Origin of the sequence: Desulfogranum marinum (assembly GCF_016918565.1) — a bacterium.
GTDB lineage: Bacteria > Desulfobacterota > Desulfobulbia > Desulfobulbales > Desulfobulbaceae > Desulfogranum > Desulfogranum marinum.
In genome coordinates this window covers 66,113-83,430 of the sequence record NZ_JAFFQD010000013.1, presented here as the reverse complement: position 1 = coordinate 83,430, position 17,318 = coordinate 66,113, and the positions used below count along the sequence as shown (strand labels likewise).

Here is a 17,318-nt window from a genome sequence, read left to right as displayed (position 1 = left end):
TATACGCTGTCTATGAAAAAAAGATTAACGATTTGGACGCTCCTCCTTTCTATAACCGCGGCAGTTGCAGGTATCAGTGCAATAGTACTGTATGATCGCGTAACCACGCTAAACAAAGAAATAACCAGACGTTTTGATAAAGACCGTTGGCAAATACCAGCCAGGGTATTTGCGCGACCTCTTGAACTCTACCCAGGAAAAAACATATCTTTAGCAGATCTCATTACAGAACTTCGCCAGGGAGGATACCGGCACAAAAATCCCCCCCTGTCAGCAGGAGAATACGCTACTCAAGGCAATCTCGTGTTTCTGAAAACAAGAGAATTCAATTTTTTGGATGGAAACCAGGGCAGCAAAGAATGCGCTATTCAATTTGATAAAAATACAATAGCAAAAACCTACGATATCACAACGCAGCAACCGATAGATGAATGCCGTTTAGATCCGATTACTATAGGAAGCTTCTTACCTGAAACAGGAGAGGACCGAATTCTCCTCAAATACGAAGATCTCCCTCAACAATTTATTGACACTCTGCTTGCTGTAGAAGATAAAACTTTTTTTTCCCACATTGGCATAGATCCAAAAGGCATTTTACGAGCACTGTATCTCAACTTTCGTGCTGGAAAAGCAGTGGCAGGAGGTTCTACCCTCACACAACAATTGGTGAAAAATTATTTTTTATCCAATGAACGCACCTTACGCAGAAAGTTAGACGAGGCCATAATGGCCTTGATCCTTGAACAAAAATACGACAAAGAGGAGATACTCGCAGCCTACTGCAATGAAATATTTCTTGGCCAAAAAGGTAAAAGAGCACTCCATGGTTTTGCACTGGCAAGTCAATTTTATTTTCACAAAAAACTCACTCAACTTAATCTCGCTGAAACCTCAATGCTGGTTGGCATTATAAAAGGACCATCTATTTATAATCCAATACAATTTCTTGAACGCTCACAAACCCGGAAAAATATTGTTTTACAAATTTTATTTAATGATAACATCATCGATGAGCAACAGTACCGCCAAGCCTTAGATTATGGTTTTCCAACCATTAATAAAAATGCACTCAGCCAGGGTTCCAATTATGTTTCTTTTATAGATTTTGTACAACGGCGACTCAGGCAGTCCTATTCTAAACAGGATTTAACAAGCCAGGGGTTATTAATTTTTTCCACCTTGGATCCTGTTATCCACACCAAAGCACACTCGCAGTTCCAGGCTACGGTAACCGAAAAGAACAAGAGTAAGAAAAAACGGTTACAAGGAGCGTACGTTATAGGTAACCGCCACACTGGTGAAGTAGTATCACTCATGGGGGGAATACATCCTAGAATTGGAGATTTTAACCGAGCGATTGATGCGCAACGCCAAATCGGCTCACTGATTAAACCTGCAGTGTATCTCACGGCACTCAATTCAGGCTACAGCCTAGCGTCCATAATTAGTGATCATAGCGTCACGTTGGAAGATCCCTCGGGAAAGAGCTGGCAGCCACAAAATTACGATAAAACAGAACATGGCAATGTCATGCTCTATCAAGGCTTAGCTTATTCATTAAACCTTGCCACTGTTAACCTTGGACTACAGGTCGGTTTAACCAATGTAGTTGATACAGTGAAAAAGTTGGGAGTCACCAAAAACATCGCACTTTATCCCAGCATTTTACTGGGAAGTATTGAACTTTCTCCTCTACAAGTTATGCAAATGTATCAATCAATTGCTGCTTCAGGTTTTCAAACACCGCTAAGGGCTATTCGAGGAGTATTAAATCAGGAAAAGGTTCCTATCCAAAGGAACCGCCTATCTGTGGAACAGCATTTTACTACTTCTGAAATGTTTCTCCTTCAATTCGCATTGCAAGAAGCAGTAAGAGTTGGAACCGGTAAGGGGCTACATAACCACTTCCCTGAATATCAAAGGGTAGCGGGTAAAACAGGAACCACAGATGGGTATCGCGACAGTTGGTTTGCAGGTTTTACAGGAGAGATGCTAGGTGTAGTATGGCTGGGATATGATGATAACACCAGCACTGGACTGACAGGAGCTTCGGGCGCCATGGATGCCTGGGGCAGCATTATTAAAACCTTGCCGTATAGCAAAGTTGAACCGGATACGCCGAGTAACATCCATTGGCGAAAAATAACACCTCCCAAGGTTAAACCATCAACCAACTCAGTAAACCAATCTCTATATTTGCCCATGTTAGGTAAAGGAAATACCAATCACACCCCTTCACAAAAAAAGGGTAAGGGATCAAACAGTCTACAGGACAGTGTTGAATCTCTTTTTGATTCAATCTTACAAATATTCAACTGAAAACAGATGATGCAATTACCTGCCACCAACATTTCTTTTATATTAATGGCTTTCACTGCGCTACTTGTAACAGGCTGCGCTGACATGCAACAAGGCGTACCACAAGCTGTTCCGCAAAAAGAAATTTCATACTCAGTTACTGCCAAAAACTATACAAGTTTGTCTTTAGTAAAAAAATCGAAAAAAGCACTGAAGGCAGGTGATTTTGATTTAGCCGAGTCGCTACTTGAACGAGCGATTAGAAAAAATCCTTACAATGGATGGCTCTGGTTGGATCTTGCCATAGTTAGCTACGAGCGTGGTGACTATGATCAAACTTTGCAGTTATGCAAAAAATCCATAAGCCTCGCACAAAATGATAGGGATCTACAAAAGAAAAACCAACAGCTTATGCAACAGGCCTACAAAAAAGAATAGCCAAAGCATGAAAAAATCTATTTTCCATAAAACCAGGGCGTATGGATTTAACTGGGGAGGCTGATCGTTTTTTCATACAGAGGGAAGGCACTTCTTTTTGATGTTATTTTGGTAACAACCCACTTGGTTGATAATCTTTGATCTATTATATCAAAAACCTGCTTTGCTTACAGGCTCCTCATATTTTGGGGATGCGATTTTTCGCAAGTAAAGAAAGACTCCGATCACCTATTATGCAGGAGATCGGGACCTTGTGAAGCAGAAGCGACGACTAATGGGAGCCCCAGTAGGGTAACCGCTGAGTTACTTTTTTGAAGAGGAGACGGCTTAGCCTTCGATCTGTCTCCCGGTTTAAAAGACAAATATAATAAGTCGGCTGAAATTGCGGGAATTACCTGGCTGAGTATTGTACGAGATCACCATAAAGAAAAAAGGGAAAGTTTCCTATGAAACTTTCCCTTTGCATTTTAGACTGCTTGCACAATGAATCAGCCTGAAATCTTTTTAGATCATGCTGGATATTTACCGGAAATATAATCCTTAAGGTAATGGTTCTCTACTTCCTTATCTTTAATCAATGCTTTTACAACATCACCAATGGATACCAGTCCTTTGAGTTGATCCTTGTCCATAATAGGGATGTGACGGATACGATTTTCGGTCATAATCGCCTGAATATAGTCAATGTCATCGTCTTCTGAGGCAGCGATAATATCTTTGGTCATCACTCGACTGACTTTCTGTAAGGCGCAATTTTCATCAGTACATCCTTCCTGAATGGCTTTCAAGATGTCATTTGGAGCTACGATTCCTTGAATATTATCATTTTCATCAACCACGAGCAGAGAACCGATTCTTTCAGCGAAAAATTTGTCCGACGCTGCCATCAGGGTAGAATCCTGATTAATGGTGTGCACGACTGTGCCCTTAGCCTTAAGTATATCTTTAACTTTCATGTTCGATACTCCTTTTGAATAAGACTTCGATCAGCAGCGATAGGCGCAGTGCTTCGAAGTATTTGCTTTCGATGAGAGCAATTTAAATAATTACCGGATACAAACCAATTACAAATACACAGGCCGCTAAAATAAAGGTGCCGACCGGAGCATATCTATTGGATGTGGTATCTTCAAAGCTATCAGTGGCTTCATGAAAGTACATATTAATTACTAATCGCAGATAATACCACATTGAAAGAATACTGCTGATAATACCGAAAACAGCTAAGGCGATCTGTCCTGCATCAATGGCACTGGTAATGATGAAAAATTTGCCCATGAAACCGGCTGTTGGCGGTATTCCAGCCATTGAAAGCAGGAATATGGTAATAGCTGCTGCTGAAAATGGCCTAACCCGTGCTAGACCTTTAAAGTCATCAAAACTTTGCCTCTTTTCACCATCACCACCGAGGTAAGAAAGTGCAGCAAATATACCAAGGGTACCAACTGCATAGGCCGCCAGGTAGTAGAGAATAACATTACCGGAAAAATTCTCAGCACTCACTGCTACAAGCGCAATAAGCAGGTAGCCGGTATGTACAATACCGGATGCAGCAAGCATTCTTTTCAAGGTATCCTGACCGATAGCGATGAGGTTACCGACAAACATGGTGAATATGGAAAAGTAAAACAGGTAAGTAACCCAGCTACTGCGAAGAGTTTCGTCAGCAACTAAAAAATTGGCGAATACAGCAAAAATTGCTGTCTTAAGCCCAGTAGCCATATACCCCGTGATTGGTGCGGAAGCACCGTCATAAACATCAATAACCCATGCGTGGAAGGGAAAAGCAGCTGCTTTGAATAAAAAGGCAACAATTACAAAAAAAGACCCTGCTACCAGTGCTGGATTATTAAAAAAACCTTTTTCAGCAACGAATTGACCGATACTGGAGAACTGGGTTGAATGCGCGCCACCATATATGAGCGCAGCTCCCATTGTAAAAAAGGCTCCAGCAAAAGCACCAAGCATGAGGTACTTCATGACAGCTTCTGCAGCGGTTTTATTCTTTCGGTCATAGCCGACTAGAATATATATCGCGAGTGACATTATCTCAAGTGCCACAAATACGGAGATAAGTTCTTGAACCATTGTCAACAACAGCATGCCGCACGCTGAAAAAGTAACAAGACTGTAAAACTCGGTGGTACAGAAATTGTTCTGTTTAAAATAAGTCTGGGCACTCATGGCAGTGAAAAACCCACACCCAAGAATTATAAGTCCTGCGACCCTGGTGAAATTACTTATAACAAGCATGTTGTTAAAAACGGTTTCATAAGGGGCCACGTGTCCGGTAATACAGTTAGACAGCTGCACGAGAAAAGCGACACCAAAAATCCCCATGCAACCAAATGCAGCCTGTTCGATAGTGACCTTTTCGTATGCTGCCGCCAGCATTAACGAAATGGCGCCCGCTGTAATAAGTATGAGCGGCATTAGTAACATAAAATCGTTTGTCATGATTAGCCCCTGGCCTTAATTCTTCTTTTCTACTGTATGCCCTTCTGCTGGTTGGGCGTGAGTACTTTGAGCTATTTGTATTGTGTCTGCCTTGGTTAAAGCAGCTATATGCTGCTGGGCGGCAGGTTCAATTTTACTGAGAAAGGGTTGGGGGTAAAGCCCCATGATAACGATAAGAACAATAACGGGTAAAAAGGTGAGTCCTTCTGTAATGCTCAAATCAGTGAACCCTTCGGTTCGCTCATTGGTTGTTTCATAAAATACACGTTGAAACATCCACAACATGTAACAAACTCCAATAATAAGAGTAGTTCCGGCTAGAACTCCTATCAACACATTAAACTTGATAGCACCTAAAATAATGAGGAATTCACCAATAAAACCGGAGGTTCCAGGAAGGCCAACAGAGGCGAGCATGGCAATCGCAAAGAAAAAGGCAAAAACAGGAGCTTTATACGCTATCCCGCCAAGATCTTCAATTTTACGGGTTTTCATTTTGTCTTCAAGTATACCGACAAAAAGGAACAGGACACCGGTACTCGTTGCATGGGCAACGATTTGATATATACTACCGGTCAATGCCTGAACATTGAGACAGAAAACACCAAGGGCAATGACTCCCATATGCGATGCAGATGAAAAAGCCAACATTCGTTTCACATCTTTTTGGGCAATGGCAGTTATACCACAATACATCATGCCAATCACACCAGAGTAGGCAAGCAGTAAGGCAAAGCGGGCAAACTCACCATCAAACACAGGTACAACAAAACGTATAACCGCGTAGACACCAATTTTAGCCATAATAGCAGACAAGACAAATGTCGTGGCAGTAGGTGCTTCGGTATATGCGTCCGGCAACCAGGTATGAAAAGGAAAAAGAGGAATTTTGATTGCAAAAGCAATCATGAATCCGAAAAAAGCAAGTACAGCTACAGGGCCTGCAAGTTGGAGTTGAGACATCTGCGAGATCGCAAAATTCCACTCACCAAACTGCGAGTGATAGGTAACTCCAACATAAACAATTGAAGCCAGCATCAGCAGGGATCCGGCAATGGTATAAATAGTGATTTTTAAGGTTGCTTTAATCCTTTTTTCTCCACCATACATACCAAGCATGAAGAATATAGGAAGGAGCATAATTTCCCAGAAAATGTAAAACAACACCATATCGGCGGCACATAAGGCACCGGCCATGGCCCCTTGTACTATTAAAAGGTTGGCGTAATACCCTTTCTCTTTCGTGGTAAAGAGAAGATATACCATCGGCATAAGAACGGCTCCTGCAAGGAGGACAAACAAGCTAATGCCGTCAAGACCTAAATGATAATTGATGCCAAACGATGGGATCCAAGGCACATTTTCAACGAACTGCAGGGCGGCCTGTTCTTTAAACTTAAAGAAAATGTCTAGACCGAGAATCAGACTCGCAAAGGAGATTACCAATCCGGTTAATCGAGCTAGACCTTTTCCAGCCGGCGTAAGCAGCAGAATTAGTCCTGCAACTATCGGCAGGAATATCATTACTGATAGAACGTGTTCAAACATTGTTACACCTACCTAGTTCAGCGATTGTGACAGTAACAGGCTCATCAAGCTCAGCCCAACGATCATGTAAATGGCGTATACCCTAACATATCCAACCTGAAAGACTTTGAATGCAGTCCCTATTACCATGTACAGCTTAGAAACGAGCGTTACAGGTGCATCAGTAACCGATGGTTCAATAGTCTTACGAATAGCATTACCAATCTTTTTGTATGGCTGAACAAAAATTCCGTCATACAGTTCGTCAACATAAAATTTATGGTAGGCAAATTTGCTAAAACCTGAGAATACTGGTTCTTCAGCACCAACAGCGAAACGTTTGTAGGCAATGCGGATACCGATTACAAAAGCAGCAACACTGGCACCTATTGCAAGAATCTCGACAAACAGACTTGCATGCGGGTGATGTTCTACCAAACTAGGAGCCAACCAGTGTGTAACTTGTTGATGACCTCCGAAAATGGCAGGCAGGTTTAAGAAGCCAGCAAGTAAAGCACCCACAGCAAGAATAATAAGTGGAACCGTCATCACAGCGGGGGCCTCATGACAATGATCGTATGCTTCTTGGTCACGGGGTTCACCGTGAAAAACGACAAAGATCATACGGAAGGTGTAATAGGCTGTCATACCTGCTACAAGAACTCCGACAGCCCATATTCCCACATGACCTGTGGCAAGAGCGGAATATAAAATTTCATCCTTACTGAAAAAGCCTGCAAAAGGCGGGCATCCGGCAAGAGCAAGTGCCCCAATCACCATGGTTATATAGGTTTTGGGCATCTTGTTTTTCAAACCACCCATTTTCCAAATGTTTTGCTCATGATGCATGGCGTAGATGACTGCACCAGCACCTAGAAAAAGAAGCGCTTTGAAAAATGCGTGGGTAAAAACATGAAAAATACCAGCAGAGTAGGCGGCTACACCTACACCGGCAAACATGTAGCCTAACTGGCTGACGGTTGAGTAAGCCAGTACTTTTTTAATATCATCCTGAAACATACCGAAAATTGCGGCAACGAGTGCAGTAATAATACCGACCCAAGCTACAATTTCACCGGCGACAGGTACGTGCGCATAAAGGAAGCTAAATCTAGCAACCATGTATACACCAGCCGTAACCATGGTCGCAGCATGGATGAGTGCAGATACAGGAGTAGGACCAGCCATAGCGTCAGGCAGCCACACATACAGTGGAATCTGTGCAGATTTACCGGTAGCTCCTACGAAAAGGAGTAAACAGACAGCTAAGGCTATTCCGGGAGTAAGGCTATGTGCATTAGCTTTGAGTGAAAAATAGTCAAAACCACCAGCACCGATTGCCCAGAAAAGGAAGGCCATCCCAAGCACAAACCCAAGGTCACCGATACGGTTGACAATAAACGCCTTATTTCCTGCAAGTACGTTGTCAGTACCTTCGGAGTAATAACTGATCAGCAGGTAGGAGCAGAGGCCAACCCCTTCCCAACCAACGAACATCACGACAGGGTTGTCACCAAGAACAAGGATCAACATACTGCCAAGGAAAAGGTTAAGGTAGGCAAAAAACTTACCTATATTTTTGTCCCCTTCCATATAACCAATGGAGTAAATGTGGATCAATGAACCGATAAGCGTTACAAATACCAGCATCAGCGAGCTAAGCGGATCAGCCAGAAATCCCATTGTAATATCCAGGTCGCCAACCTGGAACCAGGTAAATGCTTTCTGGCTAAGGTAGCGAGCCTCTTCCGGCATGCCTTTGAGTGTGAGAAATACTCGTAAAGCGAGGACAAACGCAAGCAAAGGACCAATGCAGGCTACCAGCCCGTAAAATTTTTCGTTTAATGGTTTACGATTGCAAGTCCCGATGTGAAAGAAGCCGAGAACAGCTGCACCTATCAGCGGGAGAAGCGGAATGTATCCGAGAAATGTTACATTATGTTCCATGAAATCACCCTTTTAACAGGCTGAATACATTGGTATCCAACTGGCCTTTATGCTTATGCAGCAGAATAACGACAGCAAGTGCAAGAGCGGCTTCGGCAGCAGCTACAGCCATTACTATCAGTGCGAGAACGTGACCATCCATAGTTTCATGCAACCTGGAAAAGGTAACAAAAGCGAGGTTAGCTGCATTCAGCATAAGCTCAATAGACATGAATACGGTAAAAACATTCCTGCGAGATATGACACCGACAATTCCGATACAAAAGAGCAGGATACTCACAGTGAGATAACTCTGAATCATTTGACCATCCTCCTTTTTCCTGCAAGCACAACGGCACCGACAAGGGACACAAGTAGAAGAATAGAAACGATCTCAAAGGGTAGCAGCCACTCTCGAAAAAGAATAAGCCCTACTTCTTTAATTCCGCCAAATCCTTCAACAGTGATAGTTTTTTCAGCACCTGGAAAACTTTTAATAACTCTGGTCAGGAATAACCCGATCGGAGCTACGATAATCGCACCGCCAATCAGATATTTAAACCTGCCCTCTTCAACAGGTAAATCTTCTTCCTGAATATTCAGGAACATTATAATGAAGAGGATCAATGACATGATCGCACCAGCATAAACAATGAGTTGGATGGCAAAAATTAATTTTGCAGACAGCAGCGCATAAAGCCCTGCCATGGCAATGAGTGTTACGATAAAACTCATTGCTCCATTCATTGGATGCTTAAATAAGACCAACCCTGCTGCTCCTGTTACAGCAATTACCGTAAAAAGAATGAAAAGCCCATCGGCAAACATGATATCAAGCGCCTCCTTTCTTGTACTCTTCTTCGCTAAATGCACCAGGGGTCGAGCGAAGTTGGTCAATAGTCATTTTCATCTCTTCACGGTTAGTAGCTGTGACCGAGAAAATACCTGTATCCATTCTAATTGCGTCCATTGGGCAGGCTTCTACGCAATATCCGCAGTATATACATTCCAAAAGATCAATATCGAACTTGAGCGGAACTTTTTCAGTTCGACCGTCAGTTCGCTCACCAGCTTCGATCTGGATGCACTGGGCAGGACAGTTCGTCTGGCACATGTAACAAGCTACACACTTAATCGTGCCGTCTTCGTGAGTAGTCAACCTGTGACGTCCTCTCCAGCGCGGTGTGATCTCAGGTTTCACTTCTGGATAATGCCTTACATATAGTTTGGAATTATCAAGGAAGTTGGTTATGAAATGCCGGAATGTGCAGGCCATACCCTTAAAAACCTCTATGAGATAGAGCCGTTCCTGCCAGCTCCTGCCGTAACGCACTATGGTTTTAACTTTAATGCTCATGGCTACTCCCTATTAGCTCAACGCAACGACGATAGCGCTGGTTACAAAAATATTCAGAAGAGAGAGCGGCAACAGTACATTCCATCCCAACTTCTGTAACTGATCATAACGAAAACGTGGCAACGTCCATCGCACCCAGACATAAACGAACAACATAAAGGTGGTTTTTGCGAGGAAAGTACAGATCTGGAGACAAGCAACAAGAATATTGTCAGCTGCTCCGCCTGATGCAAAAACAAGATAGAGAAAGAAAATGGCCTCCAACAGGATCACCGCTCCCCATACAATCTTGATATATACATTAGCTTCCCTTACCCGAGGATCATTTTCCCGTTCGTAATGACTGACATTGTTTTTACGAATCCAGGCAGCAACAAATTTGGCTATAATCGGGGTAGCGATCATCAATAGCAATGTTACTGGTACGGCATATTTCAGAAGGGTAGCTGTGTTAAACCAGGGAATTTGATATCCGCCGAAGTATAGCGTGACAATGATAGCGCTCGAAGCGAACATAGCCACATACTCACCCATGAAAAAGATAGTGAATTTCAACCCACTATACTCAACATGATAACCAGCTACGATTTCACTCTCACCTTCAGCAAGGTCAAAAGGTGTTCGATTTGCTTCGGCAAAGGCAGCAACCATAAAAATGACTACCCCTATTGGTTGGAGAATGACGCCCCACATCGGTATAAAACCAAACAAGAGCTGACCCTGAAATTGAGCCATTTCATTCAGGCTTACTGTCCCATACACCACGAGCAAACTGATGATGGCTAGTCCCATTGGAATTTCATAGCTGATTACCTGGGCAGCAGAACGAAGACCACCAAGCATACCGTATTTGTTATGCGAAGACCAACCGGCAAGGATGATTCCGTACACAGCAAAACTTGCAATGGCAAGAAACCAAAGTATACCAAGGTCCGTTGGGATAGCTTGCATAAGGTATTCTTTGTCCCCCAGCACCAGAGTATCTGCAAAAGGCACTACGGCAAAAGAAACAAGAGCGGTCACACAAACAATAATAGGTGCAAGTACAAAATAAAATTTATGTTTGATATGTGCCGGAATTACGTCTTCTTTGAAAAATAATTTTACAGCATCCGCAAGGTTCTGGATAAGTCCACCAGCACGGAAACCAAGAATATTAGCGCGGTTAGGTCCAGATCGGTCCTGGATAAAAGAAGCGCCTCGCCGTTCCATCCACACAGAGACAGCTACAAAACAGAGCGGTACAAATGCTCCTATAGCTACTCGTATGATAATTAGAAGTATATCCTGCAGCGTCATTAGAGCCCTCTTTAACTATTAAGTGCCAATCCCTGCTCAGGGATTTGTTCAGGTTCAACATCCTTGAGTGCGGGAACACTCGCCTTCATTCCAGCCCAAGCTGCGGAGTTTTCATTTACGTCTCCACCAATTCGGCTGACAATGTTCACTATATCATCAAAGGGCTCGTTTTTAACGACCGCCTTGTTAAACATCTGCAGGATGTTGTCTGTATTGATAACGCTACCGCTGTACTCGGAGTAAGACGCTGCCGGTATAGCAATTTCTGCTTTCTCTGTAAGAGCATCCTGTGTTGTTGCGACCATAGCAAACTTACAATCACCTATGAGTTCATCAAGCGCCGCTGCATCATAGCTCTTTGCAAGATCATTGTTGAAGTTAACAAGGAGGTCCGCTTCTTTCATCGCTGATTCAAAAGCTTCCTTGGTGGTATCAACTCCCAACAATTCAAGCCCGGCTCTGTTGGCGGCCTTATCATCCTGGATGAGGAAGTCATCGCCATCACCCTCTAGGATATAACCATCGCTAAAGCCGCTAACCGTGGCGCCTTTTGCCTCACCAAGTTTTTTAATGGCGTACATTTGCTCCAGAGAGCAGTTCGGAGAAACAAGAAAAACCGGTTTATTGGAACTGGAAATAGAATTTTTCAGTGAATCAACTGCACTACTTATAATCGATTCAGCGTTATTAGCCTTGGCAACAAGCAACCTATCCTGATTTTCTTTCTTGTAGGTCATCCTGCCTTCATCACACATGAAGTAGCCATTGACCTGCTCGTTCACAAATGGTCGGTATCGATAGATAATATCGTCTTTATACTTTTCCTTATGATGATCGATAAAGATGTTGCAACCCTTACTGCAACCGTGGCAAATCCCCTTATCTCTGGTCAGGAACCATACCCGTTGCTTAAAACGGAAATCACTGCTGGTCATAGCACCAACAGGACAAAGATCTACAACATTCAGCGCATACCTATTGTTTAATGGACGGCCTGGAAAAGTAGTAACTCTAGCATCATCTGTTCTGTTAACGATGCCGAGTTCACCTGTTTTTGTAATTTGGCGGGTGAAACGAACACAGCGTGCACAAAGGATACAACGTTCCTGATCATGGATAACTCCACAGCCAAAATCAAGTTTTTTTGATTTTTGAACTTGTGGAACGGTCATACGACTCTCTTGACCGTCGTATTTCTGGTAATAATCCTGAAGGGCACATTCACCAGCCTGGTCACAGATCGGACAATCTGTTGGATGGTTAATGAGCTCAAGCTCCATCACATCGTGCTGAATCTTTTTGATGTGTTCAGCATCCAGTTGTACCTTCATTCCCTCAGCTGCGGGCGTTTTGCATGCCGGTACCAAAGGAGGTCTACCGTCTTCGATCCCTACCAGACACATACGACAATTGCCGTCTGCGCCAAGAGCAGGATGATAGCATAGATGGGGGATTTCTATGCCGACGGCACCAACAGCGTCGATCAGGTTTTTCCCTGCCTCGACTTCAACTTCCTGTCCATTTACGGACAGTTTTACCATTTCTGCCATGGTTCTTTACCTATCCCTATTACTTTGCTTTGACATTGAAAACTTCATTGAACATAGGCTTCGAATTCATGCCGGAACTTGTCTAGAAAGGCCCGCACAGGCATGGTACATGCTGCCGAAAGCACGCATACAGTTTTCATTTCGATATTGTCACAGAGTTCTCTAAGTAAGTTAACATCATCAAGAGTACCATCACCGTTAATGATCTTTTTAACTATCTTAAGCATCCAGCCAAGTCCTTCACGGCAGGGTGTACATTGACCACAGCTCTCATGGTGATAAAAATCAATTAAATTTTTCACCAATTTCACAACATCGACGTCTTCATCGAGTACAACCATGCCACCGGAACCGAACATGGTTTTATGTTCAGCCATTGATTCATAGTCCATGGTGACCGTTTCCAACTCTTCAGGGAGCAGTACCGGTGTTGAACTACCTCCGGGAATAACGCCCTTGAGTTTTTTGCCGCCCTTCACTCCGCCGGCAACCTTTTCAATCACCTCAAGAATCGGTAACCCAAGGGGCAATTCATACATGCCTGGCTTTTCCACCAGCCCTGATATACCGAAAAGGTGGGTCCCCGGGCTTTTTTCGGTGCCATAAGCCTTGTATGCATCAGCACCGTTAGATACTATATAAGGAACAGAGGCTATACTCTGCACATTATTGATAATAGTTGGGCATCCATAAAGTCCCTCAACGGCAGGAAATGGTGGTTTACTTCTTGGCTGTCCTTTTTTCCCTTCAATGGATTCAAGGAGCGCTGTTTCTTCACCACATATATAGGCACCTGCCCCACGATGCACAGTAACATCAACCCGGTAATCGTTGCCTGCAACTTTGTCGCCAAGATAACCGGCCTCATATGCCTCATCAATCGCAGCCTGAAGCACCTTTACCTGAGTAGTATACTCTCCACGAATATAGATGTAGGCGTCATGACTGCCAATGGCATAACAGGAAATGATAATACCTTCGATCAACATATGCGGGTCACGAACCAGAATATAGCGATCTTTAAAGGTCCCAGGTTCGGATTCATCGGAGTTGACGGCAAGATAAACTGGCTTTTCTGTTTGTTTAGGCAAAAATGTCCATTTCAAACCTGTAGGAAAACCAGCACCACCACGGCCTCGGAGACCGCTATTTTTGACCTCGTCTGTCACCTCTCCGGGTTCCATACTGAATGCTTTATCCAGTACCGAATAGGCTCCATTCTTAAGTGCCACCTCAATTTTATTACAATTTTCTACGTCGAATCTGGCACTGAGTAGTTTTACTTCCATGACAGTCCTCTCCTATTTCAGGGTGGCCAAAAGTGCCTTCATTTTTTCCACGTCCATATCTTCGTGGAACTCACCGTTGACCTGTACCACAGGAGCGGTTCCGCAATGGCCAAGACATTCAACTTCTTCGAGGCTGAATTTCCCATCCTTACTAACATCACCTGGTTTGATCCCAAGTTCCTGATAAAGATAGTCAACTATCTGCTGCTTCCCAAGAAGGTAGCAGGAGAGTGTTCTACAGACACAGATATGATATTCACCAACAGGGTGGAGGTTATACATTGTATAAAACGTTGCTACCTCAAAGACTTTACTGGCAAAGGTACCAATCCTGTCGGCAATATAACCAATGGCTTCAGCGCTTATCCATCCTTCCTGTTCCTGCGTCAACCAGAGGGCAGGAAGTATCATTGATTCACGAGTTGGATAGCGCTTGACGAGCCTTTCAAATTCCGCATCTCGCTCTGCGTCGAACTGAAACGGCGTCCCAGTTTCAATTAATTGTGATCTATCGCTCATCTGTCCAACTCTCCACCGATAATATTGATGCTACTCAGATTGATAACCGCATCGGCAATCATTTCACCTTCAACCATTTCATGGAATCCACCCATGGTATAAAAACATGGTGGACGCACCTTACATTTATAGGGCTTTCCTGAGCCGTCAGACACAAAATGAAAACCAAGCTCACCGTTGGCAGCTTCAAAAGAGTCGTACCATTCACCAGCCGGGGTTTTCACACCTTCAAATATCAGTTTAAAGTGTCCGGCAAGACCTTCGATATTGTCATAGACTTTATCTTTGGCAGGTAGGGTCACTTTATTATCATGGATATTGACAGGACCTGCGGGGATCATTTTCATGGCTTGGCGAATGACGGAAATACTTTGGAATATTTCTTCAAACCGGACCATTATACGATCATATATATCGCCATTACTTCCAACGGGGATTGAAAAATCAAAAGCTTCGTAATTATAATACGGATTATCTTTACGCAGGTCGAAAGGTACACCTGATGCCCTAAGATTAGGACCGGTAAAGCCATAAGAAAGAGCAGTTTCAGGAGAAATACAGCAGATGTTTTGCGAACGATCGTGGACGATACGATTCTTAGCTACCAAGGTCAAGGAGTCAGCAACACCCTTTTCAATAGCTTTGAGCTGGTTTTCCATATCGATTTCCCAGCCTTCGTAGAAATCACGATACATTCCGCCAACTCGAGTAAAGGAACTGGTCAATCGTGCTCCGCACAGTCGGCTGATAAGATCATAGGCAGCTTCTTTTTCATTGTACAGATACCAGTAGTTGGTCAAACCACCCATATCGACAAAAAGAGCAGCAAGACAAACCAAGTGATCAAGAGCCCTGTAAAATTCCGAAAGAACAACTCTCATGAACTGTGCTCTTTCAGTTATTTCTATGCCCATCCATGACTCAACAGCCTTAACAAATGCCACATTGTTCATCAGTGATGAACAATAATTAAGCCGGTCTGTAAGGGGAATAATCTGATTATAGGTTCTGTCTTCAGCTGTTTTTTCAAAACCGCGGTGGAGATAACCAATTTCATTAACATTGGCGACAACTGTCTCACCGTCAAGCGCCGAAAGAATACGGATGGCACCATGCGTTGCGGGATGCGAAGGTCCGATATTAAGAAACATAATTTCGGTATTGATATCCTTAAGGGTCAATTCATCAATACCTTTTGTGGCAAGGCGCGCCTTAATTTCTTTTTCCAGACTATCAGATTCATAACAGACCTGGCGGGCGTCTATCTTATAGTCTTTTCTCAATGGGTGCCCTTCAAACTGCCAGTGATTGAGAATTCGGCGCAAATCAGGGTGCCCCTGAAAATTAATGCCGTACTGGTCATAGGTTTCACGCTCACCCCAGTTGGCGGAATCCCATATGTGACTGGCTGTAGGTATGCCAACCTCAGGATCATTAACAGGTATACGAACCTGTACAACCAAATTTTCTTTCCAGTTTCTTATGGTGTACACCACGTAAAACCGAATGTTTGATTTTTGCGGATAATCCAAATAATCTATTGCAGTAACATCAAGCAGCAGACCAAAGTCCAAAGTCGGATCTTTTTTCAGCTTGGTTAATGTTTTTTCCAGCTCATCTGGCTGTACTGTAAGGACTACCGAATCGATGCTAGTTTCACAAGGAACCTCTGGAAAAGCCCCCTGAATGAGTTCGAGTGCCTTCGTATTCATATCAGTCGAGAATCCCTTTAAAATCTTTATGGCGATCTTCCAATACGCTTTCACCTTTGATTTGGTCCTGAATCTTCATAAGAGCATCAAGAACCGCCTCTGGCCGTGGAGGGCAACCGGAGATGTACACGTCGACGGGAATAATCTCATCAATTCCCTGCACAGTACAGTAGTTGTCATAGACACCACCGGAACTGGCACATGCACCCATTGCCACTACCCACTTGGGTTCAGGCATCTGTTCGTAAATTCTTTTCAGAATTGGAGCCTGCTTATAACTGATAGTTCCACAGACAAGCATCAGGTCAGCCTGTCGTGGTGAGAAACGAACAACCTCCGCTCCCCACCTTGAAATATCATGCTGACTGGCTGCAGCACTCATAAACTCGATGGCGCAACAGGCTGTTCCAAAAACCATAGGCCATAGTGAATACTGTCGGCCCCAGTTGACAACTACATCAAGTTGTGTTGTCAGTACCGAATCGCCCAGTTTTGCTTCTAATCCTAACGCCAATTGAGCACCCCTTTCTTTAAGATGTAGATAAGCCCTGTCAGGAGCAGCACCATAAAGACCAGCATTTCAGTAAACCCAAACCAACCAAGTTCACGAACGCTGACGGCCCACGGATACATGAACACTGCTTCTATGTCGAACAGGAGAAAAAGAATCGCTAGTAGATAAAACTTGACGCTGAACTTTTGTTCAGCAAGTCCGATCATACGCTTGATACCGCTTTCATACGGATCGTTCTTCATCTCGCCTTTAGCACGTGGCCCCAACACAGTCATTGCGACCATGAAAAGCGGGATAAATACGGCAATCCCTATGAGAGCAATTGCCGAGAGAACCAGTTCAGTTGTCATCGCTTCAACCTCTCAACTCTGATTAGTAATTTTCAGCCGCTTGAGCTGTAACCAGCTCCAATTGTTGGACTAAAAAAGAATA

At 43.6% G+C, this 17,318-nt stretch carries 16 protein-coding genes; 2 read left to right on the top strand and 14 right to left on the bottom strand.

All coding sequences use genetic code 11. The features are described 5' to 3' along the window. Positions 1 to 12: 12 nt before the first annotated feature. Positions 13 to 2,319 carry a penicillin-binding protein 1B gene (gene mrcB / locus JWH17_RS09235; RefSeq protein ID WP_205222319.1) on the top strand — a complete coding sequence of 769 codons (2,307 nt, stop codon included), beginning with the start codon at positions 13 to 15 and terminating at the stop codon, positions 2,317 to 2,319. Between the two features lie 6 nt (positions 2,320 to 2,325). Next, positions 2,326 to 2,736: a tetratricopeptide repeat protein gene (locus tag JWH17_RS09230; protein WP_205222318.1), complete on the top strand. Its 411-nt coding sequence runs from the start codon at positions 2,326 to 2,328 to the stop codon at positions 2,734 to 2,736. A 509-nt stretch (positions 2,737 to 3,245) separates the two neighbouring features. Here the strand turns inward: JWH17_RS09230 and JWH17_RS09225 are convergent. The 14 genes from JWH17_RS09225 to JWH17_RS09160 form a co-directional block, all read right to left on the bottom strand. Beyond that, complete coding sequence (locus tag JWH17_RS09225) at positions 3,246 to 3,692, bottom strand: CBS domain-containing protein (protein WP_205222317.1); 447 nt, start codon at positions 3,690 to 3,692, stop codon at positions 3,246 to 3,248. Between the two features lie 82 nt (positions 3,693 to 3,774). Beyond that, complete coding sequence (locus tag JWH17_RS09220) at positions 3,775 to 5,193, bottom strand: NADH-quinone oxidoreductase subunit N (protein WP_205222316.1); 1,419 nt, start codon at positions 5,191 to 5,193, stop codon at positions 3,775 to 3,777. Positions 5,194 to 5,208: 15 nt separating this feature from the next. Further along, positions 5,209 to 6,741, bottom strand: coding sequence for a complex I subunit 4 family protein (locus JWH17_RS09215; protein ID WP_205222315.1), 1,533 nt, complete (start codon positions 6,739 to 6,741; stop codon positions 5,209 to 5,211). A gap of 12 nt (positions 6,742 to 6,753) precedes the next feature. Continuing rightward, a complete protein-coding gene (nuoL, locus tag JWH17_RS09210) occupies positions 6,754 to 8,667 on the bottom strand; it encodes an NADH-quinone oxidoreductase subunit L (protein WP_205222314.1) in 1,914 nt (637 codons plus the stop codon). 4 nt (positions 8,668 to 8,671) lie between these two features. Further along, positions 8,672 to 8,968 (bottom strand): NADH-quinone oxidoreductase subunit NuoK, encoded by a 297-nt coding sequence (gene nuoK / locus JWH17_RS09205; RefSeq protein ID WP_205222313.1) that lies wholly within the window; start codon positions 8,966 to 8,968, stop codon positions 8,672 to 8,674. Next, positions 8,965 to 9,474, bottom strand: coding sequence for an NADH-quinone oxidoreductase subunit J family protein (locus JWH17_RS09200; protein WP_205222312.1), 510 nt, complete (start codon positions 9,472 to 9,474; stop codon positions 8,965 to 8,967). The genes nuoK and JWH17_RS09200 overlap by 4 nt, the downstream gene beginning before the upstream one ends. A gap of 4 nt (positions 9,475 to 9,478) precedes the next feature. Then, positions 9,479 to 10,003 (bottom strand): NuoI/complex I 23 kDa subunit family protein, encoded by a 525-nt coding sequence (locus JWH17_RS09195; protein ID WP_205222311.1) that lies wholly within the window; start codon positions 10,001 to 10,003, stop codon positions 9,479 to 9,481. A 12-nt stretch (positions 10,004 to 10,015) separates the two neighbouring features. Next, positions 10,016 to 11,302 (bottom strand): complex I subunit 1/NuoH family protein, encoded by a 1,287-nt coding sequence (locus JWH17_RS09190; RefSeq protein WP_205222310.1) that lies wholly within the window; start codon positions 11,300 to 11,302, stop codon positions 10,016 to 10,018. 11 nt (positions 11,303 to 11,313) lie between these two features. Beyond that, positions 11,314 to 12,852, bottom strand: coding sequence for an NADH-quinone oxidoreductase subunit G (locus tag JWH17_RS09185; RefSeq protein WP_205222309.1), 1,539 nt, complete (start codon positions 12,850 to 12,852; stop codon positions 11,314 to 11,316). A 44-nt stretch (positions 12,853 to 12,896) separates the two neighbouring features. After that, on the bottom strand, positions 12,897 to 14,141 hold the full coding sequence (nuoF, locus tag JWH17_RS09180) for an NADH-quinone oxidoreductase subunit NuoF (protein WP_205222308.1): 1,245 nt from the start codon (positions 14,139 to 14,141) through the stop codon (positions 12,897 to 12,899). A gap of 12 nt (positions 14,142 to 14,153) precedes the next feature. Further along, a complete protein-coding gene (locus JWH17_RS09175) occupies positions 14,154 to 14,660 on the bottom strand; it encodes an NADH-quinone oxidoreductase subunit NuoE family protein (protein WP_205222307.1) in 507 nt (168 codons plus the stop codon). After that, on the bottom strand, positions 14,657 to 16,372 hold the full coding sequence (locus JWH17_RS09170; RefSeq protein WP_205222306.1) for an NADH-quinone oxidoreductase subunit D: 1,716 nt from the start codon (positions 16,370 to 16,372) through the stop codon (positions 14,657 to 14,659). Before JWH17_RS09170 ends, JWH17_RS09175 begins: the two co-directional genes overlap by 4 nt. Before the next feature lies 1 nt (position 16,373). Beyond that, the gene (locus JWH17_RS09165; RefSeq protein ID WP_205222305.1) at positions 16,374 to 16,886 is read right to left on the bottom strand and encodes an NADH-quinone oxidoreductase subunit B; all 513 of its coding nucleotides are present in this window, start codon (positions 16,884 to 16,886) and stop codon (positions 16,374 to 16,376) included. Next, on the bottom strand, positions 16,877 to 17,236 hold the full coding sequence (locus tag JWH17_RS09160) for an NADH-quinone oxidoreductase subunit A (protein WP_205222304.1): 360 nt from the start codon (positions 17,234 to 17,236) through the stop codon (positions 16,877 to 16,879). The genes JWH17_RS09165 and JWH17_RS09160 overlap by 10 nt, the downstream gene beginning before the upstream one ends. Positions 17,237 to 17,318 lie beyond the last annotated feature (82 nt).